The organism is Trinickia sp., from assembly GCF_036503415.1.
Lineage (GTDB): Bacteria > Pseudomonadota > Gammaproteobacteria > Burkholderiales > Burkholderiaceae > Trinickia.
Genome location: NZ_DASXWY010000180.1, coordinates 15361 through 42341 on the forward strand (window position 1 = coordinate 15361; position 26981 = coordinate 42341).

Annotated in this window: 28 protein-coding genes, 2 tRNA genes and 1 pseudogene; 16 read left to right on the forward strand and 15 right to left on the reverse strand. The window is 62.2% G+C overall.

What is annotated here, in order from left to right:
* The first annotated feature begins 71 nt into the window (after positions 1 to 71).
* The 4 genes from VGL01_RS21945 to minE all read left to right on the forward strand — a co-directional run bounded on the left by VGL01_RS21945 (position 72) and on the right by minE (position 2628).
* Positions 72 to 578: a GNAT family N-acetyltransferase gene (locus VGL01_RS21945; RefSeq protein ID WP_331573125.1), complete on the forward strand. Its 507-nt coding sequence runs from the start codon at positions 72 to 74 to the stop codon at positions 576 to 578.
* Positions 579 to 748: 170 nt separating this feature from the next.
* On the forward strand, positions 749 to 1486 hold the full coding sequence (gene minC, locus VGL01_RS21950) for a septum site-determining protein MinC (protein WP_331573126.1): 738 nt from the start codon (positions 749 to 751) through the stop codon (positions 1484 to 1486).
* A 62-nt stretch (positions 1487 to 1548) separates the two neighbouring features.
* The gene (gene minD, locus VGL01_RS21955; protein WP_331573128.1) at positions 1549 to 2361 is read left to right on the forward strand and encodes a septum site-determining protein MinD; all 813 of its coding nucleotides are present in this window, start codon (positions 1549 to 1551) and stop codon (positions 2359 to 2361) included.
* A gap of 12 nt (positions 2362 to 2373) precedes the next feature.
* The gene (gene minE / locus VGL01_RS21960; protein WP_173257066.1) at positions 2374 to 2628 is read left to right on the forward strand and encodes a cell division topological specificity factor MinE; all 255 of its coding nucleotides are present in this window, start codon (positions 2374 to 2376) and stop codon (positions 2626 to 2628) included.
* A 91-nt stretch (positions 2629 to 2719) separates the two neighbouring features.
* Here the strand turns inward: minE and VGL01_RS21965 are convergent, their stop codons facing one another.
* Complete coding sequence (locus tag VGL01_RS21965; protein WP_331573130.1) at positions 2720 to 4117, reverse strand: chloride channel protein; 1398 nt, start codon at positions 4115 to 4117, stop codon at positions 2720 to 2722.
* A gap of 343 nt (positions 4118 to 4460) precedes the next feature.
* Here VGL01_RS21965 and VGL01_RS21970 point away from each other — a divergent pair, with 343 nt between their 5' ends.
* Both VGL01_RS21970 and opgC read left to right on the forward strand, forming a co-directional pair.
* Positions 4461 to 4598, forward strand: coding sequence for a hypothetical protein (locus VGL01_RS21970; RefSeq protein ID WP_331573132.1), 138 nt, complete (start codon positions 4461 to 4463; stop codon positions 4596 to 4598).
* Between the two features lie 192 nt (positions 4599 to 4790).
* Positions 4791 to 5936: an OpgC domain-containing protein gene (gene opgC, locus VGL01_RS21975; protein WP_331573135.1), complete on the forward strand. Its 1146-nt coding sequence runs from the start codon at positions 4791 to 4793 to the stop codon at positions 5934 to 5936.
* Positions 5937 to 5986: 50 nt separating this feature from the next.
* On the opposite strand, the gene VGL01_RS21980 is transcribed toward opgC, so the two are convergent.
* The 4 genes from VGL01_RS21980 to VGL01_RS21995 all read right to left on the reverse strand — a co-directional run bounded on the left by VGL01_RS21980 (position 5987) and on the right by VGL01_RS21995 (position 9828).
* Complete coding sequence (locus VGL01_RS21980; protein WP_331573137.1) at positions 5987 to 7303, reverse strand: MFS transporter; 1317 nt, start codon at positions 7301 to 7303, stop codon at positions 5987 to 5989.
* Between the two features lie 217 nt (positions 7304 to 7520).
* Entirely contained in the window at positions 7521 to 8030 is a 510-nt protein-coding gene (locus VGL01_RS21985) for a TonB family protein (RefSeq protein ID WP_331573139.1), read from the reverse strand.
* A gap of 449 nt (positions 8031 to 8479) precedes the next feature.
* On the reverse strand, positions 8480 to 9070 hold the full coding sequence (locus VGL01_RS21990; RefSeq protein ID WP_331573141.1) for a C39 family peptidase: 591 nt from the start codon (positions 9068 to 9070) through the stop codon (positions 8480 to 8482).
* An 11-nt stretch (positions 9071 to 9081) separates the two neighbouring features.
* Positions 9082 to 9828, reverse strand: coding sequence for a hypothetical protein (locus VGL01_RS21995; RefSeq protein ID WP_331573143.1), 747 nt, complete (start codon positions 9826 to 9828; stop codon positions 9082 to 9084).
* Between the two features lie 360 nt (positions 9829 to 10188).
* Here VGL01_RS21995 and VGL01_RS22000 point away from each other — a divergent pair, with 360 nt between their 5' ends.
* From VGL01_RS22000 to VGL01_RS22010, 3 genes and pseudogenes are all read left to right on the forward strand, one after another.
* Positions 10189 to 10920: a LuxR family transcriptional regulator gene (locus VGL01_RS22000; protein ID WP_331573145.1), complete on the forward strand. Its 732-nt coding sequence runs from the start codon at positions 10189 to 10191 to the stop codon at positions 10918 to 10920.
* A gap of 298 nt (positions 10921 to 11218) precedes the next feature.
* Positions 11219 to 12373: a branched-chain amino acid ABC transporter substrate-binding protein gene (locus VGL01_RS22005; RefSeq protein WP_331573147.1), complete on the forward strand. Its 1155-nt coding sequence runs from the start codon at positions 11219 to 11221 to the stop codon at positions 12371 to 12373.
* A gap of 55 nt (positions 12374 to 12428) precedes the next feature.
* Positions 12429 to 12560, forward strand: a pseudogene (locus VGL01_RS22010) (type II toxin-antitoxin system RelE/ParE family toxin); the annotation flags it as partial.
* 434 nt (positions 12561 to 12994) lie between these two features.
* Here VGL01_RS22010 and VGL01_RS22015 read toward each other — a convergent pair.
* From VGL01_RS22015 to rph, 7 genes are all read right to left on the reverse strand, one after another.
* Positions 12995 to 13282 (reverse strand): hypothetical protein, encoded by a 288-nt coding sequence (locus tag VGL01_RS22015; protein WP_331573149.1) that lies wholly within the window; start codon positions 13280 to 13282, stop codon positions 12995 to 12997.
* The gene (locus VGL01_RS22020; protein WP_331573151.1) at positions 13279 to 13758 is read right to left on the reverse strand and encodes a DUF2778 domain-containing protein; all 480 of its coding nucleotides are present in this window, start codon (positions 13756 to 13758) and stop codon (positions 13279 to 13281) included. The genes VGL01_RS22015 and VGL01_RS22020 overlap by 4 nt, the downstream gene beginning before the upstream one ends.
* Positions 13759 to 14162: 404 nt before the next feature.
* Positions 14163 to 14252, reverse strand: a tRNA-Ser gene (locus VGL01_RS22025).
* A gap of 97 nt (positions 14253 to 14349) precedes the next feature.
* Complete coding sequence (locus VGL01_RS22030; RefSeq protein WP_331573153.1) at positions 14350 to 15021, reverse strand: UdgX family uracil-DNA binding protein; 672 nt, start codon at positions 15019 to 15021, stop codon at positions 14350 to 14352.
* Between the two features lie 60 nt (positions 15022 to 15081).
* Positions 15082 to 16299 (reverse strand): radical SAM family heme chaperone HemW, encoded by a 1218-nt coding sequence (hemW, locus tag VGL01_RS22035; protein ID WP_331573155.1) that lies wholly within the window; start codon positions 16297 to 16299, stop codon positions 15082 to 15084.
* Complete coding sequence (rdgB, locus tag VGL01_RS22040) at positions 16296 to 16922, reverse strand: RdgB/HAM1 family non-canonical purine NTP pyrophosphatase (RefSeq protein ID WP_331573242.1); 627 nt, start codon at positions 16920 to 16922, stop codon at positions 16296 to 16298. Before rdgB ends, hemW begins: the two co-directional genes overlap by 4 nt.
* A 25-nt stretch (positions 16923 to 16947) precedes the next feature.
* On the reverse strand, positions 16948 to 17688 hold the full coding sequence (rph, locus tag VGL01_RS22045; protein WP_331573157.1) for a ribonuclease PH: 741 nt from the start codon (positions 17686 to 17688) through the stop codon (positions 16948 to 16950).
* 222 nt (positions 17689 to 17910) lie between these two features.
* Here rph and VGL01_RS22050 point away from each other — a divergent pair, with 222 nt between their 5' ends.
* The 4 genes from VGL01_RS22050 (at position 17911) to VGL01_RS22065 (ending at position 22291) form a co-directional block, all read left to right on the forward strand.
* The gene (locus VGL01_RS22050; RefSeq protein ID WP_331573159.1) at positions 17911 to 18834 is read left to right on the forward strand and encodes a YicC/YloC family endoribonuclease; all 924 of its coding nucleotides are present in this window, start codon (positions 17911 to 17913) and stop codon (positions 18832 to 18834) included.
* A gap of 7 nt (positions 18835 to 18841) precedes the next feature.
* Positions 18842 to 19540: a guanylate kinase gene (gene gmk / locus VGL01_RS22055; protein WP_331573161.1), complete on the forward strand. Its 699-nt coding sequence runs from the start codon at positions 18842 to 18844 to the stop codon at positions 19538 to 19540.
* Positions 19541 to 19600: 60 nt separating this feature from the next.
* The gene (rpoZ, locus tag VGL01_RS22060; protein WP_006400783.1) at positions 19601 to 19804 is read left to right on the forward strand and encodes a DNA-directed RNA polymerase subunit omega; all 204 of its coding nucleotides are present in this window, start codon (positions 19601 to 19603) and stop codon (positions 19802 to 19804) included.
* A 108-nt stretch (positions 19805 to 19912) separates the two neighbouring features.
* Complete coding sequence (locus tag VGL01_RS22065; protein WP_331573163.1) at positions 19913 to 22291, forward strand: bifunctional (p)ppGpp synthetase/guanosine-3',5'-bis(diphosphate) 3'-pyrophosphohydrolase; 2379 nt, start codon at positions 19913 to 19915, stop codon at positions 22289 to 22291.
* A gap of 63 nt (positions 22292 to 22354) precedes the next feature.
* Here the strand turns inward: VGL01_RS22065 and VGL01_RS22070 are convergent.
* Positions 22355 to 22431: transfer RNA gene (locus VGL01_RS22070), tRNA-Arg, on the reverse strand.
* 114 nt (positions 22432 to 22545) lie between these two features.
* On the opposite strand from VGL01_RS22070, the gene greB reads away from it, so the two are divergent.
* A complete protein-coding gene (gene greB, locus VGL01_RS22075; RefSeq protein WP_331573165.1) occupies positions 22546 to 23109 on the forward strand; it encodes a transcription elongation factor GreB in 564 nt (187 codons plus the stop codon).
* A 112-nt stretch (positions 23110 to 23221) separates the two neighbouring features.
* On the opposite strand, the gene VGL01_RS22080 is transcribed toward greB, so the two are convergent.
* Together VGL01_RS22080 and VGL01_RS22085 are read right to left on the reverse strand one after the other, a co-directional pair.
* The gene (locus VGL01_RS22080) at positions 23222 to 24373 is read right to left on the reverse strand and encodes a porin (RefSeq protein ID WP_331573167.1); all 1152 of its coding nucleotides are present in this window, start codon (positions 24371 to 24373) and stop codon (positions 23222 to 23224) included.
* A 484-nt stretch (positions 24374 to 24857) separates the two neighbouring features.
* Positions 24858 to 25124 carry a hypothetical protein gene (locus VGL01_RS22085; protein ID WP_331573169.1) on the reverse strand — a complete coding sequence of 89 codons (267 nt, stop codon included), beginning with the start codon at positions 25122 to 25124 and terminating at the stop codon, positions 24858 to 24860.
* 375 nt (positions 25125 to 25499) lie between these two features.
* Between VGL01_RS22085 and VGL01_RS22090 the strand changes: the two genes are divergently transcribed.
* On the forward strand, positions 25500 to 25712 hold the full coding sequence (locus VGL01_RS22090) for a cold-shock protein (RefSeq protein WP_173257085.1): 213 nt from the start codon (positions 25500 to 25502) through the stop codon (positions 25710 to 25712).
* 97 nt (positions 25713 to 25809) lie between these two features.
* The gene (locus VGL01_RS22095) at positions 25810 to 26973 is read left to right on the forward strand and encodes an exonuclease domain-containing protein (RefSeq protein ID WP_331573171.1); all 1164 of its coding nucleotides are present in this window, start codon (positions 25810 to 25812) and stop codon (positions 26971 to 26973) included.
* Positions 26974 to 26981: the final 8 nt, after the last annotated feature.

The window sequence follows — 26981 nt, forward strand, 5'->3', positions numbered from 1 at the left end:
ACGACTATTTGACTCGCTCGCCGGTTAGGGCGAAGCTACGCACCAGCATTTCTTCCGCCCATCGGATATTCATGAGTTCATCGCTGACAGTTCGCCGTATTGCTGCCGACCAGGGCCCAACACTGCGCGAATTGCGCACCGCTGCATTACGCGAAGCGCCCTACGCGTTCGGGCAGACGCTGGAGGAGGCGCTCCACGAACAGACGGAAACGTTCGAAGCGATCGCCGCCCGCCATGCCGGATCCGACATCTCCACGTCTTTCATTCTCTACACGGAAGGTTACCCGGCGGGGCTGATCGGCGCTTACTTCGACGACGGGCACAAGGCGTTCGTCTGCGCGCTATGGGTCGCGCCGGCCGTGCGCCATTTGCGCGGTGGAGAGCTGCTGGTCAATACGGCGAGCGAATGGCTCGCCGAGCGCGGCGCCGACGAAATCCACGCGTGGGTGACCGACATCAACCGCAACGCGATGCGGTTCTACGAGCGCCTCGGCTTCGGGCCGACGGGCGACCACGCACGCATGCCACGTCAACCGGAAGCGTGGGAAACGCTGCTGGTGCGGCACGTCAAGCGCTGAGTGCGCCCCATCCTGCCTCCTGCGTCATCTCCTTCGGAATCGGCTCTGACGGGTTGCGCACCGTTCGCTGACGGGCCATTCCGGCCACCGCAGCCATTCCTCATATCGGAAAAATCGTCGCCGCACGCGCGGACCCCTGTAAAATACGCAAAATTTTTTGCCTCAATGCTATGTCGCTGAATAAATCGCCATTCTTCGAACTACGCAGCGGCTCGGTCGATACGCTCTTGTTCGTCGTCAAGACGACCGACCTCGGTGCGCTGAAGAGCGAGCTCACGCGGCGCTTCGAGGCGACTCCCGAATTCTTCGCGGGCGATGTCGTCGCCATCGATGTACGGCGCCTTGCCGATGACGAGCGCGTGCCGGTCGACGAGCTGACGGCACTGCTGGGCGAAGTCAGAATGCGCGCGCTCGGCGTCGTTGCCGCGCCACATCAGACCGAGTGGGCCGCTCGCGGCGGGCTGCCTTTGCTCGAAGCGCGCGACAGGCGCGCAGCGCCTCAGAAGGGCGAGCACGCAAGCGCCGCCGCGCCGCAGCCCGCGGACGTCGTTGCGCCGGTGCCGCAGGTCGCTGCGTCGGCGCTCGTCATCGATAAACCGCTGCGCTCGGGGCAGCAAATCTATGCGAAGGGCGACCTCATCGTGCTCGGGCTCGTGAGCTACGGCGCGGAAGTGATCGCCGAAGGCAACATCCATATTTACGCGCCGCTACGCGGGCGCGCACTCGCCGGCGTCCACGGCAATCACGACGCGCGGATTTTCTGCACGTGTCTCGAACCGGAACTGATTTCGATCGCAGGCATCTATCGGACGTCGGAAAACCCGTTGCCGGCCGAATTATTGGGCAAGTCGGTGCAAATCCGGCTTGCCGACGAACGACTGATCATCGAGCCGCTGCGGCTCACGTGAGATGCGCGATACGCATCGCGCAAGCCTCATCGACTCAATTGACGAACACAGGGTAAGGGGAAATGGCAAAAATCGTTGTGGTGACTTCGGGCAAGGGCGGCGTGGGCAAGACCACGACGAGCGCGAGCTTCGCGTCGGGCCTCGCACTGAGGGGCTTCAAGACGGCCGTGATCGACTTCGACGTCGGGCTGCGCAATCTCGACCTCATCATGGGCTGCGAGCGCCGCGTCGTGTACGACTTCATCAACGTGATCCAGGGCGAGTCGAACCTCAACCAGGCGCTCATCAAGGACAAGAAGTGCGACAACCTCTTCGTCCTGCCTGCGTCGCAAACGCGCGACAAGGATGCGCTCACGCTCGAAGGTGTGGAGAAGGTCATCAACGATCTGAGCGGCATGGGCTTCGACTACATCGTCTGCGACTCTCCGGCCGGTATCGAATCGGGTGCGTTGCTCGCCATGCATTTTGCCGATGAGGCGCTGGTCGTGACGAATCCCGAAGTGTCGTCGGTGCGCGATTCCGACCGCATTCTCGGCATCCTTTCCTCGAAGACGAAGCGCGCCATCGAGGGCAAGGAGCCGATCAAGGAACATCTGCTCATCACGCGCTACAACCCGAAGCGTGTGAGCGAAGGAGAAATGCTTTCGCTGTCCGATATCCAGGAGATCCTGCGTATCGAACTGATCGGCGTGGTGCCCGAATCGGAGGCGGTGCTGCACGCCTCGAACCAGGGCTTGCCGGCCGTGCATATGGACGGCACCGACGTGGCCGAGTCGTACAAGGATATCGTTGCGCGCTTTCTGGGCGAGGACAAGGCGTTGCGCTTTACCGATTATCAGAAGCCGGGGCTTTTGCAGCGCCTCTTCGGCAAGTAAGCGGAGCACGCCATGTCGATACTTTCCTTTTTGCTCGGCGAAAAGAAGAAGTCCGCGGCGGTCGCGAAAGAGCGACTGCAACTCATCATTGCTCACGAACGCGGCGGTGGGCACGCGCCGGCCGATTATCTGCCGGCGCTGCAGCGGGAGCTCGTCGCGGTCATTTCGAAGTACGTCAAAATTTCGGACGACGATATCCGCGTGAGCCTCGAACGGCAAGACGATCTCGAAGTCCTCGAAGTCAAAATCGAAATTCCTCAGACTTGAACGAGATGCGGGCGTCTGACGTCCGCATCGCCGTCGCCGCTGCGCAACTTGCGTGGCTTGCTCATCTCCCCGGTTTTTGCGCGGTTGTCGATCAACTGCTTCGCTCGTCAGCCGGCTTTGCCGGCGGCTCCTCGTCTTCGAAAAGCGGTTCGAGCGTCTTGGGCGATTCGGGCGCGGCCGCGGGTGGTGCCGCCGGCGTCAGATAACGGTGTGAAAGCGACTCGTAGAGCGGCGGCGCAATGAGCCGCGACACACGGCTGGAGATCAGTGCGGTCGCCATCAACGAGATCACGAGCGCATGACCGTTGATCATCTCCATCACGATGACGAAAGACGTAATCGGTGACTGCGTCACCGCTGCCAGATAGCCCACCATCGCGAGCGCAATCAGCATCGGCAACTGCATGTTCGTGAACACCATGTGCAGCAGGTTGCCGAAGCCGGCACCGATCGATAGCGACGGTGCAAAGATGCCGCCCGGTATGCCGGGCAAATACGAGCCGACCATCGAGATCAGCTTGAGGAACGGATAAAACGCCGACAATTGTTCGCGTCCGTCGAGCAGGCCGCGCGCCTCGGCGTAGCCGCTGCCGAATGTCGTGCCGCCCGAGACGATGCCCACGACCGCAACCACGAGTCCGCACAGCGCGCCGAACAGTACCGGCTGCTCGCGATGCAACCGCTGCAACGCGGCGGGCTGCCAGCGCGAGGTGTGCAGCAGGAGCCACGCAAAAAAACCGCCCGCAAGCCCGGTTACCAGCGCAGTGATGACAACGGCGAGCGCGAGCAGATCGGGGAAATGCGAGCCGAGCTGGATCGTGCCGAAGTAGGTGTAATTCCCATTCATGCCCAGCGCGATCACGCCGGCCACGATGATGGCCGTGATCAGCACGCCGCTCGCGCGTGCTTCGAAGCTGCGCGTCAACTCCTCGATGGCGAACACGATGCCGGCCAGCGGCGTATTGAAGGCCGCGGAGAGGCCCGCGGCCGCACCGGCGAGCACGAGCTGACGCTCGATGAGGGCATTCGAGCGCGGATAGAAACGGCGCAGGTTGTACATCAGCGTTGCACCAACCTGCACCGTCGGCCCTTCTCGTCCGATCGTAAAACCGCCGAGGATCGCGAGAAAGGAGACAGCGACTTTGCCGACGAGAATGCGCATGGCGAGCATGCGCGGCCCGAGCCTGGACGGGCCTTCTTCGAGCGTGGCGATGACCTGCGGGATGCCGCTGCCTTCCGCGCCTCGGAAAAAGCGTCGCGTGGCCCAGACGCACGCCGCGCCGACGGCTGGCGTGACGATCAGCGGCAGCCATGCGTGGCGATGCTGCATCGCCTGGAAGGTGCTGTAGCCCCAGTCGATCAGCCGCGCGTAGAAAACGGCGAGCAATCCGACCGCAATCGCGCCTAGCCAGAAAATCCCATAGCGGCGCCATAGGTGCCGCGTGTAGCGGACGAGACCGGGGGATCGGGCGAGCTTGGTCCGGAGCATGGGGGAGTGGGCGGCCAAAGTGGCGATTATAGCGAGCCATCGTCTGTCACGCCTCGCAAGAATCGAGGCGATGTGCTTGCAGGATTGGGCGCTGCGCTCATTACAAGCCTGTTAAATCTGTGCCCGTTCGTTCACGGCGGCACCCATGCCGCCAGCGTACGCACCGTGTTCCACGCGCGATGCCGATGTTCTGTAATACGTCCGCATCGGCTGCTTACAAATTGCAACGCTGCGGCATCGCGTGCTGCTGTCCAATCGACTCATCCGTCGAATTGGCCGCAACGATTCGACGTTCCGATGTTCGATATGCGCCGCATGCACGCGCTTGAGGGGAGAAGACGAAATGAAACGCTCGATACTGACTTGGGTCGCGGGGGCGCTGCTGGCCGCGACATTGGCGGGATGTGTCGTGGTACCGGCCGGAGGTTACTATCCCGGCTACTACCATGGCGGCTATCATGGCCGTTATTACGATCGTTGAATCCACGCATCGTTGCGCGGCGCACAACCCGCGCAGGCGCGAACCCTGCTTTTCATGAACGGCATCGGCTCGACGAGGAACGGACGAGGGAACAGGTTGTCCATCGCATTTGTTCGTCAGGAAACGAGGGTCGAGGCGGGGCGCCGATAGCATTGCCCGGTTGCCGCCGTCCGATTCGTTCGAGGGGATCCAATGAGTGGGACTGCGGGACGTTCGGTCGAAGTGGATTTTTTGCGCGGTGCGGTGTTGATCGTCATCGCGCTCGATCACATCTCGAGGGGGATATTGCAACACGCGATGCTGCATAGCTACGCGTATTGCGATGCCGCCGAAGTATTCGTATTTCTAGGCGGTTATGCTTCCGCGGCGGCCTATGGCGCGGTGGCTTCCAGCAACGGCGAAACCGGCGCCCGCCGACGCTTTTTCAAGCGGGCCGGAGAAATCTATCGGGCTTACTTGCTGACCGCGGCGCTGATGCTGGTCGGCGGTGCGTTGTTGACCCGCGTGCCCTGCGCGCAAGCGGCGATGGCCGATACGAGCTGGCCCGTCTTCGCGCGCCATCCGTTGCAGACGCTGGCGGACGTTGCGCTCTTTCGTCGTCAGCCTTATCTATCGGCCGTATTGCCGATGTATGTGCTGTTCGCGCTGGTTGTGCCGCTCATCGTGCCGCTTACGCGCCGCGCTCCGGCGGCCGTGCTGACGTCCAGTCTCGCCCTCTGGCTCGTCGCGCCATGGCTCGGCGCTTTGCTGCCGGCGGCGGGCGACGGGAGCTGGCCTTTCAATCCGTTTGCCTGGCAACTGATGTTCATGTTCGGCATCCTCGCACGGATACACCCGGTATCGGCCGAGACGCTGGCCACGGTGACGGGAAAGCGGGTAACGCGGGCCGCCTTCGTCGTGGCCCTGACCTTTGCCTTCGTCAAGCTCTGCATCGATGCGCATCCGTCGCCGGGCTTCATGAAACAGAATCTCGCGAGCGTTCGCATCGTCAGCTTCCTCTCGATTGCCTGGCTGTGCGCACAAGCAGTGCGGCTAGGATGGTTGCGCAAGCTGGCCGATCGCTTGCCGAGCGTGGTGACGATCGGCAAACAAGGCCTCATCTGCTTCGTGGGCGGCACGGTGGTCTCGATGTCGATCGACGCGGCGTTGGCGCTCGCACGTGTGCAGACGAGCGATATCTGGACGGACTGGCCGACGCGTCTGCTCGGTGACGCGTCAGCCGTTGTTCTACTCGTGTCGCTCGGACACGCTGCAAGCGCGTTGAAGGCTCGCAAGCGTCCGGTCAGCGCGCCGGCAGCGATGGCATGGCTTCCGGCCCGCTCCCGCGAGCGCGAGTAGGAGCCGGGCCGGCGGCTCGGCGCGGCCCGCCCCGTGCGTAAAGGAAACGCTCAGTTCAGCGCAATACCGCGTGTCTCGCGCATTGCGAGGACGGCGACGAGGCTGACGGCGGCGGCGATCGAGACATAAGCGCCGACCCACGCGAGGCCGCCGCGGGCCGCGAGCATCTGCGCGATATACGGCGCGACCGATGCGCCGAGAATCCCGCCGAGGTTGTACGACACCCCTGCGCCGGTGTAACGCACGCTCGTAGGAAAGAGCTCGGGCAACAGCGCACCCATCGGCGCAAACGTGATGCCCATCAGAAACAGCTCGATGATGAGAAAGAGCGCGACGAGCGGCGGCGATCCGCTTCCGACGAGCGGTGCCATCGTAAAGCCCGAGGCGATGGCGGCCGCGATACCGGCTATGAGGACGGGCCGGCGGCCGAATCTGTCGCTGGCCCATGCCGCGAGCGGCGTCGCGAGCGCCATGAAAACGACGGCGAGGCATAGCAGCCCGAGGAAGCTTTGCCGTGAAAAATGCAGCGTCCCGACGCCATACGAGAGCGTGAAGACGGTGGAGATATAAAAGAGCGTATAGCAGACGACCATCGCCAACGCCCCGAGCAGCGTTGGCCCGCCGTGGCGTGCGAACAGCGTGACGAGCGGCACGCGTACGCGTTCGCGCCGCTCGATTGCCGCGCGAAAGGCCGGGGTCTCGGCGATTTTCAACCGGACGTAAAGCCCGAGCGCGACGAGCACGGCGCTCAGCAGGAACGGCACGCGCCAGCCCCAGCTGCGAAACTGCTCGTCCGACAACGTGAGCGCCAATCCGAAGAAAAGTCCGTTCGATGCCAGAAAGCCGACGGACGGTCCGAGTTGCGGGAACATGCCGAACCAGCCGCGGCGACCTGCCGGCGCGTACTCCGTGGCGAGCAACGCGGCGCCGCCCCATTCGCCGCCTAGACCGATTCCCTGCCCGAGACGCAGGATGCAGAGCAGCACCGGTGCCAGGCCGCCGATCGAATCGTAGCCGGGCACGAAACCGATCAATGTCGTCGATACGCCCATGACGAGCAGCGACGCAACGAGTGTCGATTTGCGGCCGATGCGGTCTCCGAAATGCCCGAACAGCATCGAGCCGACCGGCCGCGCGATGAAAGCGAGGCCGAACGTGACGAACGCCGAGAGCGCCTGAGCCGTGGGCGAGCTGTGCGGGAAGAATACCGGGCCGATCACGAGCGCGGCCGCGGTGGCGTAGACGTAGAAATCGTAGAACTCGATCGCAGTACCGATGAAACTCGCGAATACGATGCGCGAGCGGCTCGTCGCGTTGTCTGCGTCGGATGAGGTAGCCATCGCGGGGGATGACGGCGAAGCCGGCATAGGAGTCTCCGTGGTCGTGACGCGCGATGCGAGGCCCGCGCGCGAAACCGCGCCGAACGCAGGCGGGGTCCGTTGTTGTGGATCGATCGGGAATCGCTGCGTTGCTCGACGCATTGGCCGCCAAGCGGTGCGACGCGGCCAGCGGTGCGATGCAATGCGGTCTGGATTATAGCGAGTCCGCCGACCTTGGCGTCGGCGGATGCACGGTGCGAGCGTTTCAGTCGAACGCCTGGGCCTGCGGCGCGGCAAGTGTGCGCAGTTGGAACTTACCGTCGTCGTTGAAGAGCCAATCCTCGAACATTTCGAGTTGACCGAGTGCGTTGAGCAGCTTGGGCGGAGGCGGTGGCAGCGGGGCGGCGCGGCGTAGCGAGGCCAGCGCCGTGGCTTCCGCTTCGTCGTCGCCGTTGGTGCGATAGACCGACGACGAGACCAGCTTGCCATCGCGATCGACCTTCATCGCAACGACGACGAGCGAGCGCAGCATCGCTTGCGGCGGGCGTTTTTGCACATAGGAAGGATTGCGCTCGACGATACGCTCGGCGACCAGCTTGCGGTACTGATCGAGCGTCGCACTGTTGACTGCGGCCGGCGGCGGGGCCGTCAGCGCGGACGGCCGCTGAGGCGGCGTGAATGTGCAGGCGCTCGCGAGAGCCAGCGCGCCCAAAGCTGGAAAGCGCCAATGCCCACGGACGCGCGGCGCGGGAAGGCGGCGAAAAATGGCGATCATGGCGAGGTGCGGCTATCGATGGATGCTCGGCTGAGCGGGGGCAACGGGATAAGAAAAGAGTAGGCTACCGGCCGCCATTGCGCATCCGGGTTCGCGCGATTTTGTGTGCGCATGCGAACGAGCGCGAACTGTGCGGATGTTCGTTTCGAAGCGATCGAATCCTAGGGCCTGTTCACGCTAATTACAGGCTTGCGCTGGCCACCAGAAGGGCCGAGCGCAAGGAATGGGACGAAGGGAATACTCGACGTATTCACAAGGAGCATGACGCGGCGATCGGCCCTTCTGGTGGCCAGCCCCACGAAGGATTCCTACAACCAGGGGAACGTGCCTTGCCGGCCGCATTACGGCGTCGTTCGTCGTTGCAATAGCTACGGCTATTGCGCCTCCTCTCTCCTTGTCCTGCGGCCGGCAAGGCACGTTCGCAAGCCTGTAATTAGCGTGAACAGGCCCTAGTATGCGATCAGCGACTCCACCCAGGTGTGAAGCCCCATGTCGCCCTGCCCATATCTCATCCAGTCGTAGTCGCCATAACCGGCACCTTCGCCCGGCCAGGGGTTCATGAAGTAAAGCGTTTGCGAAGCATCGTCGAAACCGTCGATGACGATGAAATGGCCGCCTCCGCCGGGCCAGGACCAGAGCGCGATCACAGGGTTGCCGCGCTGAACGGCCGAACGCGTCGCACCATAGGAAAGCGGGCTGCCGTAATAGCGCGATGCGCGCCGCCCCAGCCACCAAAGGATGCCTTCGATACCGGTCGTACCGGCCAGGTAGTTTCCGGAATTCGCTCGATCGTTCCAATAAAACGGATACGCTCCGCATGCATAGCCGACCGAGTCGACCCAGTTGGCGATTCGGCATTGCGATGTCGTGACGCCGCGGTAAGCCAGCACTGCGTCCGCGTCCGCGCTCCAACACCACTCGCTGTGTATTTGCTGCACGAGGGGAACATCGAGTTGAACGCTTGCCGCCTGCGCTGCCATCTGCGGCGCTATGAAGGCCGCTGCGCTCGCGATGAGATACGCCGCCGGAGTAGTCTTCATGATGGAACTCCTCAATGGCTGAAGCGTGGATCGCTCATCCCGCGCCGGATACTCGCACGCAGCGCGTCGATGATCCGGTGTTCGCTCAGCGCCTCGCGCTTCGTGGCGGCGACAGGGCTCGCGCCAGCGGCTAAATCCGGTCTCGACGAAAACGCGAGTTCTTGCGCACTCAGCAACGGCAGGTATGCCGGTTCGCCGTGCGCGACGACTTCGATGAAATCCGCCAGCCCTTGCTCGCTGCGTATGAAGCGCAGTCGTGGGGCCGAAGGGTCGCGGAGATAGTCGCTCACGGCGCGTGAGATGTCTGCGGCGAGGCCCGCGCCGCCCATCTGCACCGTTTTCCACTGGCCGTGCACACGCGCGACCGTCGCGAGGCCGACTGGCCGGTCGCCGATCAGCACCAGGAATCGCCAGACTCCGGTACGGCGCAGGCTCTTGTCGATGCTGTTGCCCGCAAGCAGCGAAGCCGCATCGATCAGATAAATCTCGAAGCCGTAGCCGATCGCGGCATCGCGCACGGCGCCCGGCGAATCCATCGAGAAAATGCGGCTGAGCGAGCGACTATCGTCGTTGTCCATCGCATGTTCAGCCAACGCGGCGAGCGAGCGTTCGGCGGCGTCGCGCTGCGGCGTGCCGAGCGCGAGCGTGAAATCGACTGGCGACGAGGCATTCCCCTCGTTGGCCGCGACGGGTGCCGGGCACGCGGCGATCAGCGCCACTGCGAGCAGGATTCCGAGCGACTGCCTGAATGAATGCATGGGGACGGCTCCTTCGTCTAAGGCACGGCGCTGCCATGGCTGAATTGGAGCTTAGGAAGAAGCGGTGCGATCGGCCAGCGGGCTCCGTGAGGTTGAGAGGTTTCGAAGCGATTCGCATAGATTGGCTGCAGCGGTTTTTCCGGGCGATTTTCTCCGAAAACCCACTATGTGGATTGGGTGTGGATTTATAACGAACAATTTGCGACGGCCGCTGATTTTCTCAAATACTAAGATTAACGGGCTCAAGTTCGTTTGAATTTCAAGTTTCCATCCAGTATCGTTCGGCAGGCGGGGTTGCGAGATTCATCTCTGTGAATCTGGAACTTGAATGAGGCCGAGGGAAAAATGTTTCGATATGAAATGGGTGCAGCGCTCCTTGATGCCGCAGATTCGGACACGTGGTTCGATGAACTATCTGAAATTGGCCGGCGGCATGATTTCGAATACACGATATTCGCTTTGTCGATAAGAAACACCATGCCGTTCGAAAGTGCGTTTTATCGCGGCAATCATTCGGCGGTGTGGCGAAAGATATACGAACAGAAGCACTACGTGCGCATCGACCCCATCGTGCGCTATTGCCAGTCGAAGCTCACACCGCTCGTTTGGGGCAGCGAGCGTTTTGTCGAGCCCGAAGAGCAGATTCTGTACGAACAGGCGAGCGGATTCGGCATGCGGTGGGGCGTAACGTTTCCGATTCATGGGCCAAAACAGGAAGTGGGTATGTTGTGCTTCGCCACGAGCCGGAAATCGGAGGAAGCGAGGCGCGACGTGGTGGTGCATATGCCGAAACTGGGATTGATTCGGGATATCGCTTACGAGACGGGCCTGCGCTTTGCGCGTGAAGGAATGAGTTCATCGGTGCCGAAGCTGACGCCCTGCGAAACGGAGTGCCTAAAATGGCTCGCACTCGGAAAATCGACGTGGGAGATTTCAAAGATACTGGATCGGTCGCAGGCAACGATCAACTATCACATCCATAACATCAAAAGAAAAATGGACGTGCATTCGCGAAGCGCCGCAATGATGATGGCGGTCAAGCTCGGATTGATCGAGGTGGATCGGTTGGCCTCCACGCCTTGTTTTGCATAGCCGCAATTTGCCCAGGGGAGATCGGGCCCCGCATTGGCCGGTGGCCGGCATCTCGGGGCACGAGCGTTCGCCGAGTTTGAGCTGAAGCGACACGGGGCCGATGTCAGCGTTTTCCCGAGGAAACGATTCCATGCTGATAAACGGTTGAACCTTTTGCCCGGCGCAGCCGATATCTCCGTTACGCAGCGACGCTGGTCGCCTGCTGTAACGGAGGAGCCGCAAGATGAGGGATGGAAGCCAGCCGGGTGTTTTCCGCGAGACTGGCGCGCCGCGGTCTGCATCAGTCGCTGCGCGCCGCATGGCAGCGGTCATGCTCGCGGTGTGGACCGTACTGCCGTTCGCGTTCGCGCCCCGTGATGTGCAAGCGCAAGAAACGATCAAGATCGGTGTGCCCGCGCCGCTGTCCGGAAGCTACGAGCGGGCGGGTGTCGACATCGTCGATGGCGGCAGGCTCGCCATCGAGCAGATCAATGCCGCCGGCGGCGCACTTGGCAGGAAGCTCGAACTCGTACCGCAAGACGATGCCTGCAATCCCGACGGAGCGGCGAAGGCGGCGACCCAGCTCGTTGCGGCGGGTGTCGTCGCAGTCGCAGGCGGTTATTGCTCGAGCGCTGCGCTGCCCGAGCTGCGCGTGTTGCACGACCGGCATATTCCCTACGTGCTCGATGCCTCTACGTTTCCGCAACTCACCGATCACGGTTGGAACGACGTCTTTCGCACGATAGGGCGAACCGACGCGCAGGGAGGCTTCGCCGCACAGTTCATGAGAGACGTACTGCATGCGACGCGCGCAGCGGTCCTCAACGACGGGTCCACGTATTCGCAGGGGCTCGCGCAAAGCACGATCGCGGCGCTCAAGCAAGCGGGTGTCGAGGTGGTCTACGACCGTGCGATTACACCAGGACAGCCGGACTATCGCAGCGTGATCAAGGGGGCGACCGATTCCAAGGCGGATGTCCTGTACTTCACGGGGTATTACAACGACGCTGCCGTGCTGGCGAAAAACCGGCGCGAGCTGACGCCATCGATCAGATACTTCATGGGCAACGGCACCGCGGACCCGTCGTTGATCGAAAAGGGGGGAGCGGCGGTGGAGGGGATGATCGTGACGACGTCGCCGTTACCGCAGTTGTTCCCGCAGTCCCGCGCACGGGGTTTTGTGAAGGCGTACGAAGCCGCCTACCAGCGCGCGCCCGGTCCGTATTCGGTTTACGAGTACGACGCGATCGGGGTTACGGCACAGGCCATCGAGAACGCGAACTCGATCAAACCGGAGGACATCGCGGCGGCGTTGCACAGACTGAAGCGCTACAACGGTGCGACGGGCGAAATCGAGTTCGATCAGAAGGGCGATCGAGCGAAGGCGCCGTTCATGGCGGTGACGGTGCGCGATGGCAAGTTCGAACCGTACGCCAGCCTCGATGCCAAGGGGCGGTGGGTGGCGGTGAAGTAGGGGGGCGTTCTGGCGGAGGGCGTGTCCGCTGTACATTGCCGGTGCCTACTGGTTCTCCAATCGGCTGGAGCCGCTCAGAGGCGATCGCGCCGGCCAGTACAGCATCCGCATCAACGACCAATGGCGCGTGTGCTTCCGGTTCGAGGGTGGCAACGCATTCGAGGTCGAGATCGTCGATTACCATTGACTGGAGAATCATCATGGCACGCGAAGTCACGTACCCGACTCCGGGCGAAATCCTCCCCAGGCTATCTCGCCTTCGAATTTGCAGCACATCACTGCTCGAGCTTCGGCGGCAGCGGCGAACGCGCGATACGGCAAGCCTGTTCTCACATCGAATGGGGCGCGAAATTTGCCGCCGCAGCGATGTGGCAGCGCCGATGGGGGCAAGTCTTCCCGCTCTTCGCTTATCCGCCGGAACTACGCGAATCGCATACAACTTGACCGAGAGCCGAAAGGCCGCTGTTTCGAACTCTCCATCAGAGTACGGCGGTAAAAGAATTCGCTTCCCCTACATCATGAGTCGTTACCTGACGCGAAACGAACTCGCCGAACTGGTCGGCTGCAAACCGACCAGCCTGGCATGCAACCACAGCCTACCGCTCGCTTGAGAACCCGCGACTAAGAAGCCTTTCGGCGTCGCCCCTCGCGTAACGGTCGGACGATGAATCGGTAGATCGTCCAGACAGTGATGCATGCGGCCGCCAACGAGACAAAAAAATAGAAGAGCAGCAACAGAGTTTCCCCTTCATCGGCTCCGCGCACATTGAAGAGGTCCGCGAGGAAGAAGTAGACCTTTTGGCCGCCGGCGCTCTTGCGAACATCGTCGACCCACTGCCAGCTATAGATCAGCTTCAAGTACAGGTATGTCAACGCCGCTACCATCGCCGTGCGCAGCACATATTTCATTTCACCTCCACGACGCCGTAGTAACGCGCTTTTGTGCCCGGAATATAGCTGGGCGGAAGTGAGAGGAGGTAGGTACGGAGCTGATTAAAACGCGATTGGTCCGTGAGGGTAATACAGCCTTCACTGAGACGCTGACGGCCCGCGGGATGGAGGCGGAAGTTATTTCTGCGTACGCCACTCACGATGACCCAATCGGCCATCGGCTGTGTCACCGGGTGTAGCGAGAACCACTCATTGCGGTGTGAGTTGCTGAACTCGTCCTTGATGGGATCCCACAGCCAGCCAAGGCGCCCGCCGCTCTCCCGCGCGATGATGTAGTAGCGCCCCTTCGGAATCGGCCCCGCCTTTGCCAATGCCGTATCGGCGGCCCTATTCTCGTGTCCGACGTCGCCGGAGAAAGCTGGAAAGGTGAGCCCATCGCAAGTCAGCTTGCTGATAGGCTGGCCGTTCAGAACGAATGTGCAGTTCGCTGCCATTGACTTGTGCCCTCGATCGTCTTTTTATTGGTGGGCGAAAGCATATCAAATCCTGAGGCGCGTTCACGTCCCTATGCCCCAGATACATAGCGCCCGCCGCGCGGCTGAGCGAGATGAGAGACGAGCAGCGCGGGCGATCGCGCCCCGCGTGAGTGATACGGAATGGCCTAAATGCCGCCTAGCGGGGCTCCGATGAGTTCGGCGGAGAAAACAGTGGCAAGTGCCAGGGCGTGACCGCACCAACAGCCTACCCACCTACCGACCCCCCAAAACTTCGCGACTAAACCGGACTATTCGCAACGACTCCGGACTATTTCGATTTTGGATTCTTCTTTGTGAGCCTTATGCAGCAAGGGAATTGGCGATTTAACCGAATTGTCCAAGATTGTTTCGGAGGGGCGTTCTGGCGGAGGGCGTGGGATTCGAACCCACGAAGGCCGTAAAGCCTTGCCGGTTTTCAAGACCGGTGCATTCAACCGCTCTGCCAGCCCTCCGAGGGGAGCGATTGTACCGCGAAACAGTCGGCCTGCTGCAATGCCGACGGCGCCCTGCATCCCGCGCAGCCCGCTTCCCCCGCGTCGCAAGATCCGCTTACTCCGTGCCCGAGCGCTTACCGTGCGCCAGCGCCCCGGCCTTGCTCAGCGTCTCGACGATATGCGCGAGCGCACGTTGACGCGTCTCGCGATCCGGTGCGCGCAACGCGTACGACGGATGCCATGTCGCCAGAATGGCGCGTCCACCATGCTCGATCACTTTGTCGAAGTGCTCCTGCAACCGGGCATGTGGGTCCTGCAGCAGCGCCTTGAGCGCCGTGCTGCCGAGCGCGATCACGACCTTCGGCGCGACTTCCTCCAATTCCTGGTCCAGCCAATAGCGGCATGCCTCGATTTCGCGTTGCGCAGGCGTTTTATGCAGCCGCCGCTTACCGCGCGGCTCCCATTTGAAATGCTTCACCGCATTCGTGATGAAAACGTCCTTGCGGACGACGCCAGCTTCGTGCATCGCGTCATCGAGCAACTGCCCGGCAGGTCCGACGAAAGGTTTGCCGGCTTTATCCTCGCTGTCGCCCGGTTGTTCTCCGACCATCATGATCGGCGCATGCCGCGCCCCGGCGCCCGGCACGCCCTGCGTGGCACGCTCCCAAAGTGCACAGCGGCGGCACGCGTCAAGCGTGCGCGGCTGCTGTTCCGGCTCGACCTCGGGTCGAGCTTGGGGCTCGGCATCGGCAGCCGTGGGCGGTGGGCGGCGTTTCTGGGCGTTCATGACCGGTTTGCGTAGCATCCCGGAATCGATGCGAGCAATTAGGATGCCCCCCAACAATCGTCAGGCGCGCTCGTTCAAGAACAGCGCCTGCAGATCGTTGAGAAACCGCTGCCCGAGCGGCGTGGGCGCAATCCGTTCATGGTCGCGTGCGATCAAGCCGCGCTGCTCGGCTTCGCGCAGCGCGGGCTCGATTGCCGTGATCGCGAGCCCCGTTCGCTCGATGAACCGATGCACGGGAAAACCTTCGGTCAGCCTCAACGCGTTCAACATGAATTCGAACGGCAGATCGTGTGGCCCTACCTCGCGTTCCTCCTCGACGGGCGAGCCGGCGCGTGCCTTTTCGATGAAGGTGGCCGGGTGTTTGTAACGCGCCTGACGAACGATCCGATGGGCGAACGACAGCTTGGAATGCGCACCGGCCCCGATGCCCAGATAGTCGCCGAAACGCCAGTAGTTGAGGTTGTGCTTGCACTGTCGATGCGGCTTGGCATAGGCCGACACCTCATAGCGTTCGTATCCGGCCGCCGCCGTGCGCTCATGGATCCAGTCCTGCATGTCCGCCGAGGCGTCGTCATCGGGCAGCGCCGGCGGGTACTTCGCGAAGAGCGTATTCGGCTCGAGCGTCAGGTGATAGAGCGAGAGATGGGGCGGGTCGAACGAAAGCGCGCGCTCCACGTCGGCACGGCATTCGTCGAGTGTCTGTTGCGGAAGTGCGAACATCAGATCGAGGTTGAAGTTCTCGAAATGCCGCGCGGCAATTTCCACTGCCCGATGCGCGTCGCCGCTGTCGTGAATCCGGCCCAGCGCCTTCAAGTGCCGCTCGTTGAAGCTCTGAATGCCGACGGACAGGCGGTTGATGCCGCTTGCGCGAAATTGCGCGAACTTCTCGGCTTCGAACGTGCCGGGATTGGCCTCCATCGTGATCTCGGCGTCCGCATCGAGCGGCAGCAGCGCGCGCACATCCGATAACAGCCGGTCCAGCCCGCTTGCCGACAGCAGGCTTGGTGTCCCGCCGCCAATGAAGACGGTGTGCACCTGCCGTCCCCAGACGAGGGGCAGCGCTTGCTCGAGATCGGCACGCAGCGCATCGAGATAATCGTTTTCGGGAAAGCGTTCGCCTTTCCATTCATGCGAATTGAAATCGCAATACGGGCACTTGCGCACACACCAGGGGAAGTGGACATAGAGCGCCAGCGGCGGCAGCGAGCTCAGCGCAATCTTCCCAGGCGCGACGAACGCTTGAACGACGCGATGCCGATCGTACTCGGGGGTAGTCATTGCGTCTCCCCAGCGAGCCGGGCGACGAGCGCACGCAGCGCCAGCGCGCGATGGCTATGTGCGTTCTTGGCGATGGGATCGAGCTGCGCCGCGCTGGCCGCAAGCGCCGGCACGAAGAAGTGCGGGTCGTAACCGAAGCCGTTGCTGCCGCGCGGCGTGTCGATGATTTCGCCATGCCAGCGGCCCTCGGCCACGAGCGGCTCCGGATCGTCAGCATGTCGCATCAGTACGAGCACGCAGTAGTAGTAGGCCCGCCGGTCCTGCACGCCCTGGAGCTCGGCGACGAGCCGCGCGTTATTGGCTGCGTCGCTTTTTTCGCCGCCCGCATCGAGTGCGAACCGCGCCGAATGCACGCCGGGTGCGCCGCCCAGCGCATGGACACACAAGCCGGAGTCGTCTGCAAGCGCGGGCATGCCGGTCAATGTCGCGGCATGGCGCGCCTTCGCCAGGGCATTCTCGATAAAGGTCGGATGCGGCTCGTCGGCCTCCGGGACGCCGAGCTCGCCTTGCGCGACGAGCGCAATGCCCGCATCGCCCAGCAACGCGGCGAATTCGCGCAGCTTGCCGGCGTTGTTCGACGCAACCACGACGCGCCCGAGCGAACGGGCGACACTGCCCGGCATGGTGCGCGAGGATTCGCTTGCGCGATCAGTCACCTGCAACCTCCAACGCTGCCTTTTGCTTGGCGATCAACTGTTCGATGCCGGATTGGGCCAGATCGAGCAGTGCATTCATTTCGTCGCGCGAAAAAGGGGTTCCCTCGGCCGTACCCTGGACTTCGACGAATCCGCCGTCGCCGGTCATGACGACATTCATATCGGTATCGCAGCGCGAATCTTCCCGATAATCGAGGTCCAGCAGCGGCAGCCCCTCGTAGATGCCGACCGAAATAGCCGCCACATAGTCGAGAATCGGCGAGCTTTCGATGCGTCCTGCCGCGAGAAGCTTCGACACCGCGTCGTGCGCGGCGACGAACGCACCGGTGATGCTGGCCGTACGCGTGCCGCCGTCGGCCTGGATGACGTCGCAATCGACGTGCAGCGTGCGCTGACCGAGCCGCTCGAGGTCGAACACCGATCGCAGCGCGCGGCCGATGAGCCGCTGAATCTCCTGTGTGCGCCCCGTCTGCTTGCCGCGCGCGGCTTCGCGATCGCTGCGCGTGTGCGTGGCGCGAGGCAGCATGCCGTATTCGGCGGTGAGCCAGCCCTGGCCGCGATCGCGCAGAAACTCGGGCACGCGCTCGAGCACGCTTGCCGTACAGATGACCTTGGTATCGCCGAATTCGACGAGCACGGACCCTTCCGCATGCTTCGTGTAATGGCGCGTGATGTGCACGTCGCGCAGTGCATCGGCACGGCGCCCGCTCGGGCGTTCAACGAGATCGGTCATGGTGGGCAAAGGTATGAGGAGGGAAACCGTGATTTTACCGTTCCGGAGGCGCCGCATCGCGCGTGCCGCCCCGAGCTGCCTTGCCACGCCCTGCGAGCGGCGCTCGGAGCAGGCGCCGGGCGCAAAAATGGGATAATGCCCCTTTCGCCTGCGCGACGCCTCATTGGCGCGACGGGCGCCTCGAACCACCGGCCGGCAACGGCCCCAAACGCGAGACGGACGATGATCTACAGCATGACAGGCTACGCGAGCGCTACGCGCGAAATTGCGGTGCCGGGCATTTCGGCGGGCATGAGCGTATCGGTCGAACTGCGCACCGTGAATTCGCGTTTTCTGGACCTCAATTTCCGTATGCCCGAAGAGGTGCGCGCGTGCGAGCCGACGCTGCGCGAATTGCTCATGAGCAAGCTCTCCCGCGGCAAGGTCGACATCCGCATCAACGTGCAGCGCAGCGAGCAGACGCCGAGCGTCGGTGCGCTGAACGCCGAGGTGCTGCAGCAACTCGCCAAGCTCGAGCAGGCCGTCACCGATGCCTTTCCCGGCGTCGAGCGCATGCGCACGGGCGAGATCTTGCGCTGGCCCGGTGTGCTCGCGGAAAGCGGCGCATCGGCGGAGGCGCTGCGCGACGCCGTGCTCGCTTGCGGCAAGCAGGCGATCGCCGAACTCATCGATGTCCGCGGCCGCGAGGGTGCGCAGCTCGGTGCGATGTTGCTCGGCAACGTGACCGAGATGGAGGCGATCTTGCAGCGCATCTCGCCGCTCGTGCCGGAGCTCATCGGCAAGCATCAGCAAAAGATCGTCGAGCGCTTGCAAGAGGCGCTGGGGCTCGCAGCGCCCGACGGGGTCGCAACGATCGTCTCGCGCGAAGAGATCGCCGAGCGCATCCGTCAGGAAGTGACGATGTACGGTATCCGGATCGATATCGCCGAAGAGTTGTCGCGCCTCACCGCGCATTTGAACGAGACGCGTCATGTGATCGAGAAGGGCGGCAAGGTCGGCAAGCGGCTCGATTTCATGATGCAGGAACTGAACCGCGAGGCCAACACGCTGGGCTCGAAGGCGGCTGCGAAGGAGCTTGCCGACGCGTCGATGACGCTCAAGCTGCTGATCGAGCAGATGCGCGAGCAAGTCCAGAACCTGGAGTGAACCACCGATGATCGACGCTACGTCCGCAGGCGGCGCGCGCAAAAGCGGCGCTCCGCGCAATCCCTACGCCGGGGTGTATCCCGGCAACCTTTTCATGGTCGTCGCCCCATCGGGGGCCGGCAAATCGACGCTCGTGAACGCGCTGCTGGCCGACGACGCAGCCATTCGTCTATCGATTTCATACACGACGAGAAAGCCGCGGCCTGGCGAACAGGACGGGCAGCACTACCACTTCACGACGGTCGACGACTTTCTGGCCCGTCACGCGGCCGGCGAGTTTCTCGAGAGCGCCGAAGTGCACGGCAATTACTATGCGACTTCGCGCGTGTGGATCGAGGAACAGATGAAAAGCGGCCATGACGTGCTGCTCGAAATCGATTGGCAGGGCGCGCAGCAGGTGAAAAAGCAGTTCCGCAACGCGGTCGAGATATTCATCCTGCCCCCGTCGCTCGAGGCGCTCGAGGTCCGTCTCAAGAAGCGAGGCCAGGACGAGCCGAACGTCATCACGCGCAGGCTACTTGCGGCCGGCAGCGAGATGGCGCACGCATCGGATGCTCAGTACGTGCTCATCAACGAGCATTTCGATCGGGCCCTGGCCGAGTTGCGATGTATCGTTGCCGCGACGCGGCTGCGTTTCGATTCGCAGTACGCCCGCAACAGCGAGCTCTTCATCGAGCTCGGCATCCATCTGCCGGCCGCCGAGTGACGGTGGACGGCTGCATACATAAGGTAGAATAAGCAGCATATCAAGAAGGAATTTCCGAACATGGCCCGCATTACCGTCGAAGACTGCCTGAAGCAAATCCCGAATCGATTCGAGCTGGCGCTCGCCGCGACTTATCGCGCCCGCCAGTTGGCCCAGGGTCACACGCCCAAGATCGAGAGCCGCGACAAACCCACCGTTGTCGCGCTGCGCGAGATCGCTGCAGGCCAGGTCGGTCTCGAGATGTTGAAGAAGGTACCCGTCTGAGCATCGAGTTCGTGAAGCGCGGCGGCAGTATCCGTCGCCGCGACTTCGCGCAGTCTATCGAGCCAAACGCGCTCAACTGACCCGGCAACCACCGATACGGAGGCGAATATGAGCAACATCCCATCGTCCGCCTCCACTGCTGCCGAGGCCGTCAACCCGGAACACGAGACCGAAGCGCCGGGTGCCGCGCGCAAATACATCGACGCGGTTCTGGAACAATCGTTCCGCCATCTGTTCGGGCCGACAGCCACGCCCGAGCAGCCCCGCAAGCACGACGTCGTTTCCATCGCCAAGCTCACCTCGATGCTCGCCGGCTACTTGAGCCCGGAGGAGATCAAGGAGGTCAAGGCCGCGTTCCATTTCAGCGACGAAGCGCATCTGGGCCAGTATCGCCAAAGCGGCGAGCCGTATATCACGCATCCCGTCGCCGTCGCGGAAACCTGTGCCGGCTGGAAGCTCGACGCGCAATCGATCATGGCCGCGCTGTTGCACGACGTCATGGAAGACCAGGGCGTGACGAAGGCCGAACTCGCCGAGCGGTTCGGAGCGAAGGTGGCGGAGCTCGTCGACGGGTTGTCGAAACTCGACAAGATGGAGTTCCGCAATCGCGAGGAAGCGCAGGCGGAAAACTTCCGCAAGATGCTGCTTGCGATGGCGCGGGACGTGCGGGTGATTCTGGTCAAGCTCGCCGACCGCCTGCACAACATGCGTACGCTCGGCGCCGTTCCGCCCGAGAAGCGCCGGCGTGTGGCACGCGAAACGCTCGACATCTATGCCCCGATCGCGCATCGGCTGGGCCTGAACAATACTTATCGCGAGCTGCAGGATCTGAGCTTTGCGAACTTCAATCCGAATCGCTACGCGACCCTCGAGAAAGCGGTCAAGGCGGCGCGGGGCAACCGGCGCGAAGTCGTCGGCAAGATTCTGGAGTCGGTGCAGCGCGCCATCGGCGACGCACATATCGATGCGGAAGTGACGGGGCGCGAGAAGACGATCTTCAGCATCTACAAGAAGATGCGCGACAAGCAGCTCTCGTTTTCGCAGGTGCTGGACGTCTATGGTTTTCGCGTCGTCGTCGGCAGTGCGCTCGAATGCTATACCTGCATCGGGGCGCTGCATGCGCTCTATAAGCCCGTGCCGGGCAAGTTCAAGGATTACATCGCGATCCCGAAGGTCAACGGCTATCAGTCGTTGCATACGACGCTCGTCGGACCGTTCGGCGCGCCGATCGAATTCCAGGTGCGCACGCGCAAGATGCACGAGATCGCAGAGGCGGGCGTCGCGGCACATTGGCTGTACAAGAATGGTGGCGCCGATCTCAACGATGTGCAAAAGCGCGCACACCAATGGTTGAAGTCGCTATTGGACATCCAGAGCGAGGCAGGCGATTCGAGCGAGTTCCTCGAGCACGTCAAGATCGATCTGTTCCCGGACGCCGTCTACGTATTCACGCCGAAATCGAAAATCATGGCATTGCCGCGCGGCGCCACGGCGCTCGACTTCGCCTATTCGATCCACAGCGACCTCGGCAATCAGTGCGTGGCCGTCAAGATCAACAACGAGCTGCTGCCGCTGCGCACGGAGCTCAAGAGCGGCGATATCGTCGAAGTGATCACGGCGCCGTACTCGAAGCCGAACCCCGCGTGGCTCGGGTTCGTGCGCACCGGCAAGGCACGTTCGGCGATTCGTCACTATCTGAAGACGATGCGGCTGAACGAGTCGGTGCAACTGGGCGAGCGGCTCGTCGATCAGGGCCTCAAAGGCTACGGTCTGTCGTTGGCGGAGGTCGAACCCGAAATCTGGGAAAAGCTCGTTCAATGGACGGGCAACAAAAACCGTCAGGAAATCTTCGCCGATATAGGCTTGGGCCGGCGTGTTGCCGCGGTCATGGCCAAGCGCATCGAAGTGCTCGTCAGTGGGCGAGATGCCGACGACGACCATCCGCGTACAGAGCACTCTACGGCGCCCCATGCGCCGCCGGTCGTCATCACTGGCACCGAGGGAATGTCCGTACAGCTTTCGGCGTGCTGCCGGCCGATACCGGGCGACGACATCATGGGTTACATCGGCATCGGTCTCGGCATGGCCATTCATACGACCGATTGCCGGGTCGCTCAGCGGATCCATCGGCGCGATCCCGCGCGCTGGATCGATGTGGCCTGGGCGCCGCAGCCCGGGCGCCTGTTCGACGTTGCCGTCAAGGTCCTCGTCAAGAACACCAAGGGCGTGTTCGCGCGCGTGGCGGCGGACATCACGTCGGCCGACGCGAACATCGTCCATATTGCGATGGACGAGGATTTGTCCCAGGAGTCGACGGTGCTGCGCTTCGTCATCCAGGTCAGCGATCGGGTTCACCTTGCGAACGTCATGCGACGCGTGCGGACGAACCCCGACGTCATGCGCATTGCGCGCGAGCGGCCGAGCGAGGAGGGGCATCACCGGCACGACGGCGGTATGCGCATCGAGCGGGAGCGGGCCGACTACTGACGGCCGAGCGCCGGACAGGTCGACAAAAACAAAGGGCCTTCCGTTCGGAAGGCCCTTCGTAATTGGTGCGGCTGGCAGGATTCGAACCCACGACCCCTTGGTTCGTAGCCAAGTACTCTATCCAACTGAGCTACAGCCGCACGCAGAAGCGAAAGTATAGCACGACCCTGGAAAAATGGAAGAGCTGCGAGGCGTTGCGCCCGGGGTTATCGTGTAGTCTTGAAGACTCATCGAATCGACGCAGTGGTTTCATCATGAACAAAGCTTTTGTCAAAGAATCGGGCGAGGACGGCGATGACGATCTCGACGTCGCGCAGCCCGAGATCCCGCCAGGAACCAAGAACTACATCACGCCAGCAGGGCATAAACGCCTGCGCGACGAGTTGTTGCATCTGATCGACGAAGATCGGCCCGAGGTCGTGAAACTCGTGTCATGGGCCGCCTCGAATGGCGATCGTTCGGAGAACGGCGACTACATCTATGGCAAGCGCCGCTTGCGCGAGATCGATCGGCGCATCCGTTTTTTGACCAAACGGCTCGATTTGGCCGAGGTCGTCGACAGCAGCAGGCAGGAGAACGTCGATCAAGTCTTTTTCGGCGCGACCGTCGATTACGCGGGTGTCGATGGCGAGACGCATACGGTCACCATCGTGGGCATCGACGAGGTCGATCTCGACTGCGGACACGTCAGCTGGATTTCGCCGATCGCGCGCGCCTTGCTCAAGGCACGTATCGGCGATGTCGTCACGCTGCACACGCCGGCGGGGCCGGAGCAGATCGATGTTCTCGATGTCCGTTATCCGCCAGCGAGCGCTTGAGCGCCCGATGGCGGCTTGACCGTCGCTTCATGCCGGCCGCTCGCGATTCGCCGACGAAAAAAAGGCGCCGCAAGCGGCGCCTTCGAGGCATACAACCGTTTTTCGATGCGTATTAGAAGCGGTGACGCAGGCCGGCGGTCACGGCAACCTGGTTGTGCGTGGACGACGGAGCCAAGCCGTTGATGAAAGCCGTCAGGCCAGAGCCATCGGCCTTGATGTGCTGATATTCGCCCTGCAGATAAACGTCGGTACGCTTTGACAGCATGTAATCGGCTTGCAGGCCGAACGTGTGCCATTTCGGATCCGTGCTGCCGACCTTGCCGTCGGTGAACGTGTACTGTCCCGCGAGGCTCAATGCAGGCGTCAGCGCATAACGACCATTGATTTCATAGTTGTTGAAGCGCAGACCCGTCGGCGCAGCGAACGCCAGCGAGCCGGAAGTTACCGGGTTGGCGTTGGCGATGCTCGTCGCATTGTTGACGCGCGACTGCGTAAACACGACACCGGCCGTTGCCGGGCCGAACGTGTAGTTCGCGCCGGCACCCCAGACACGCTGACGCGTTCCGGCGAACGGCGAATCCGTCACTGCACCGCCCGTGTTCGCGGCGCCGAGCGCGGTGGCCGAGTTCAGACCGTTGTTCAACTGCAAGTACGCCGCGGCGAAGTTGAAGCCGCCGAAGTTGTACGATGCGCCGACGCTGTACTCACGGTTGTTCGCGAAGCCGCCCGCGGCGTTCGAGAAACCATACATTGCGCCGAGCTTGAAGCCGCCGTAGTTGGCGCTCTGGTAGTGCACCGAGTTGTTCACCCGGAACGAATTGTCGAGGTTGTCGTTATCGAACGGGTGGGCAAATCCGGTACCGCCGTATTGCGTACCCGTCAGCGACAGCGGCCCGAGGTACTGCACCACGTCGTCATACTGACGACCGAGAGTGACCGTACCGTAATCGGCGCTCGACAAGCCGACATAGGCTTGACGGCCGAACATGCGGCTTTGTTGCCCCAACGTACCGTTGTTGATGTTGAAGCCGTTTTCCAACGTGAAGATGGCCTTCAAACCGCCGCCGAGGTCTTCGGCGCCTCGCAGCCCCCAGCGGCTGCCGTTCACGCTACCGCTCGTCTCTTGCCAGTTGCTGTGGCCGCGCTGGTTGTTCGTGTAGGTGATGCCTGCGTCGATCAGGCCGTACAGCGTGACGCTGCTTTGCGCATGCGCCATCGTTGCAAATACGCCGGTGAGGGCGCCGACCAGAAGAGTCTTCTTCATCTTTATCACTCCAGAACGGGAAATTTTTTGCAGCTTTCGGAAGACAGTCATGCCACCGACAGCGAGAGGCATTTGCGTGCAAGCGCGCCCACCACCATTAGGCGCTTTGTCTTCCAACCCGGCTGAGTGTAAATGAGCACCCCCCGCAGACTGCCATTTCAGTTCGCGCAATAAAGTATTTTGCGATGCGCAATGGCCAACAAGTCCCGCGCAATCGCTTGCCACGCAAGGCTTTCACGAAGGATTGCCGCTGTGATGGAGATATGCCGAGCTTTCGCTTGTTGCGTTTGCGATACAAATCAGTCCGCGTCTGTTCGTGGAAACAGACGCGCGTTTCAACTGATTATTGCGTAACGAGGAAGAGATGGTTGCGGATTATGTTGTCGATTGTCGCGTCCGCGGGGCCTTACACTGAGGGCTCTTTTTCGTAGAGAAAAAGGTCTCCGAGCTTGACGGCGCGGCCGCTGGCCGCGCTTTTTTTTATTCAATGGCGACGACGCCGCCGGGCGGTATCGCCGTCTTTCTCCCAGGCTCCGGCTGACGACTCATCGAACGCAGGCGCCCAGTCTTCGACGACATAGTGACGTGCATCCATAGGCGAGGCGAGCAAGTTCTGCCAGTGGTCGCCGTGCCAGAAAGGATCGAAGCCGCTCCCAGGAGCGACGCCGGACGCTACGGACGCTAGAGGCTGGCGTGCGAAGGGCGCATGCATGAGCCGGGAGAACAGGCGTTTGAGGCGTTGCAATTGCATGATGGTCTCCACAGCTAATAATCTGATTCAATCATCCGGCGCCGGTGGATCGCGGACAACTCGGATAAATACTTACATCGGAAATATTTTGTTGCAACTGCGGTATATTTTGCCGGGTTGATCCCCGTTATTGCGATGCTGCCGGCAATCTTGACGGGGGTTAATGCATTTATTTGCGCTTGATGCGTATAGCATCGCGCGGCCGTTCAGTTAATGAAAAAAATCTTGACGAGGGCTCTCGCTTCCCTTTATAAAAGCAGCGCCGGATTGACCTGGCGACGAGTCGCAGACGGAGAGACTGTGGCGTGTCGTCCACAAGGGGGTTTCGGTGGAGGGCGCTGCCCGTCTATTAAAAATCTCGAGGGAATCAGTACTATGAGTACTCAGGAAACTGGTATCGTCAAATGGTTTAACGATGCTAAAGGTTTTGGCTTTATTACGGCTGATAAGGGCGGTGAGGATTTGTTTGCGCATTTCTCCGAAATCCAGGCCGATGGTTTTAAATCACTCAAAGAAAATCAACGCGTGACATTCGAGGTGAAAACCGGACCGAAAGGCAAGCAGGCGGCGAACATTCGTCCGATCTGACGCTGCGGGCCCGGGCCAAGGCGCCCGGCCGCGTTCGGTAGCCGGCGCTCGGGTGGTGCATACTTCGGTTATTGTTGCCCCCCGAGCGTTTTTGTTCATGTCATCTTCTCCTTTGCCTGAATCGGCTGTCGATGCCCCGATCGTATTCGTCGACTTGGAAACGACCGGCGGATCGCTCGCGGATCATCGGATTACCGAGATCGGCGTCGTCGAAGCGGGGCCCCACGGAATTTCGCGCTGGAGCACGCTCGTCAATCCCGGGCAGGCCATTCCCCCGTTCATTCAGCAGCTCACCGGCATTACCAACGAGATGGTGCGCGAAGCTCCGAGCTTCGATGAGATCGCCTCCGAGCTCCATCGACGGCTCGACGGCAGGCTTTTCATCGCGCACAACGCCAGTTTCGATCGGGGATTCCTGCGAAGCGAGTTCCAGCGCGTCGGTCTCGCGTTCAATCCCGACGTTCTATGCACCGTGCGCCTCTCGCGCGCGTTGAATCCGTCCGAGAAACGGCACGGGCTGGATGCGCTGATCGCCCGGCACGCGCTGGTGCCGATCGCGCGTCATCGAGCGCTCGCCGATGCGGACTTGCTCTGGCAGTTCTGGCATACGCTGCACGGGTTATGGCCGCTCGATGTGTTGCGCGAGCAGGTCGAGCGAACGATGCGCCGCTATCGCATTGCCGGCGATATCACCGAAGATCTGCTCGATACCGCACCGGTCGGCTGCGGCGTCTACGCTTTTTACGACGAAGCGGGTACCGCGCTCTTCGTTGGCCGCAGCGTCAGGCTGCGTCAGCGTATCCGCGCCCATCTCGTTGGAGAACGCCGTTCGGCGCGCGAGTTGCGTCTCGCAGCCGAGGTTCGGCGGGTCGAGTGGCGCGATACGGGAGGGGAGCTGGGCGCGCTGCTGGCCGAAGCGCAATGGATCGCCACGCTGCAGCCCCGGTACAACCGGCAGCCACGCGCCGCACGTGGCGAGGCAAGCGATGCGCCCTGGCCGTTCAGCGGAGCGATTGCGGTCGTGGAGCATGGAGCGGATGGCGCCGTTCCCGTCTTCCACGTCGTCGATCGCTGGTGCTACCTCGGCGCGGCGCCGAGTGTCGAGCACGCGAGCGCGCTCGCCGTGGATTGCGCTCGATGCACGTTCGAGTCATCGACGTATCGCATTTTGCGAACGCATCTCGAGCGCGGCTTGCGCGTAATGCAGCTCGCGCCGGGATCGGCCGTCACCATGACGGCGTCCGAAGCGGCGCCTATCTGAACGCGCCG

Coding starts and splice junctions, on each gene's coding strand:
- VGL01_RS21945 (WP_331573125.1), top strand. CDS start 72: ATGAGTTCATCGCTGACAGTTCGCCGTATTGCTGCCGACCAGGGCCCA.
- minC (WP_331573126.1), top strand. CDS start 749: ATGTCGCTGAATAAATCGCCATTCTTCGAACTACGCAGCGGCTCGGTC.
- minD (WP_331573128.1), top strand. CDS start 1,549: ATGGCAAAAATCGTTGTGGTGACTTCGGGCAAGGGCGGCGTGGGCAAG.
- minE (WP_173257066.1), top strand. CDS start 2,374: ATGTCGATACTTTCCTTTTTGCTCGGCGAAAAGAAGAAGTCCGCGGCG.
- VGL01_RS21965 (WP_331573130.1), bottom strand. CDS start 4,117: ATGCTCCGGACCAAGCTCGCCCGATCCCCCGGTCTCGTCCGCTACACG.
- VGL01_RS21970 (WP_331573132.1), top strand. CDS start 4,461: ATGAAACGCTCGATACTGACTTGGGTCGCGGGGGCGCTGCTGGCCGCG.
- opgC (WP_331573135.1), top strand. CDS start 4,791: ATGAGTGGGACTGCGGGACGTTCGGTCGAAGTGGATTTTTTGCGCGGT.
- VGL01_RS21980 (WP_331573137.1), bottom strand. CDS start 7,303: ATGCCGGCTTCGCCGTCATCCCCCGCGATGGCTACCTCATCCGACGCA.
- VGL01_RS21985 (WP_331573139.1), bottom strand. CDS start 8,030: ATGATCGCCATTTTTCGCCGCCTTCCCGCGCCGCGCGTCCGTGGGCAT.
- VGL01_RS21990 (WP_331573141.1), bottom strand. CDS start 9,070: ATGAAGACTACTCCGGCGGCGTATCTCATCGCGAGCGCAGCGGCCTTC.
- VGL01_RS21995 (WP_331573143.1), bottom strand. CDS start 9,828: ATGCATTCATTCAGGCAGTCGCTCGGAATCCTGCTCGCAGTGGCGCTG.
- VGL01_RS22000 (WP_331573145.1), top strand. CDS start 10,189: ATGGGTGCAGCGCTCCTTGATGCCGCAGATTCGGACACGTGGTTCGAT.
- VGL01_RS22005 (WP_331573147.1), top strand. CDS start 11,219: ATGGCAGCGGTCATGCTCGCGGTGTGGACCGTACTGCCGTTCGCGTTC.
- VGL01_RS22015 (WP_331573149.1), bottom strand. CDS start 13,282: ATGAAATATGTGCTGCGCACGGCGATGGTAGCGGCGTTGACATACCTG.
- VGL01_RS22020 (WP_331573151.1), bottom strand. CDS start 13,758: ATGGCAGCGAACTGCACATTCGTTCTGAACGGCCAGCCTATCAGCAAG.
- VGL01_RS22030 (WP_331573153.1), bottom strand. CDS start 15,021: ATGAACGCCCAGAAACGCCGCCCACCGCCCACGGCTGCCGATGCCGAG.
- hemW (WP_331573155.1), bottom strand. CDS start 16,299: ATGACTACCCCCGAGTACGATCGGCATCGCGTCGTTCAAGCGTTCGTC.
- rdgB (WP_331573242.1), bottom strand. CDS start 16,922: ATGCCGGGCAGTGTCGCCCGTTCGCTCGGGCGCGTCGTGGTTGCGTCG.
- rph (WP_331573157.1), bottom strand. CDS start 17,688: ATGACCGATCTCGTTGAACGCCCGAGCGGGCGCCGTGCCGATGCACTG.
- VGL01_RS22050 (WP_331573159.1), top strand. CDS start 17,911: ATGATCTACAGCATGACAGGCTACGCGAGCGCTACGCGCGAAATTGCG.
- gmk (WP_331573161.1), top strand. CDS start 18,842: ATGATCGACGCTACGTCCGCAGGCGGCGCGCGCAAAAGCGGCGCTCCG.
- rpoZ (WP_006400783.1), top strand. CDS start 19,601: ATGGCCCGCATTACCGTCGAAGACTGCCTGAAGCAAATCCCGAATCGA.
- VGL01_RS22065 (WP_331573163.1), top strand. CDS start 19,913: ATGAGCAACATCCCATCGTCCGCCTCCACTGCTGCCGAGGCCGTCAAC.
- greB (WP_331573165.1), top strand. CDS start 22,546: ATGAACAAAGCTTTTGTCAAAGAATCGGGCGAGGACGGCGATGACGAT.
- VGL01_RS22080 (WP_331573167.1), bottom strand. CDS start 24,373: ATGAAGAAGACTCTTCTGGTCGGCGCCCTCACCGGCGTATTTGCAACG.
- VGL01_RS22085 (WP_331573169.1), bottom strand. CDS start 25,124: ATGCAATTGCAACGCCTCAAACGCCTGTTCTCCCGGCTCATGCATGCG.
- VGL01_RS22090 (WP_173257085.1), top strand. CDS start 25,500: ATGAGTACTCAGGAAACTGGTATCGTCAAATGGTTTAACGATGCTAAA.
- VGL01_RS22095 (WP_331573171.1), top strand. CDS start 25,810: ATGTCATCTTCTCCTTTGCCTGAATCGGCTGTCGATGCCCCGATCGTA.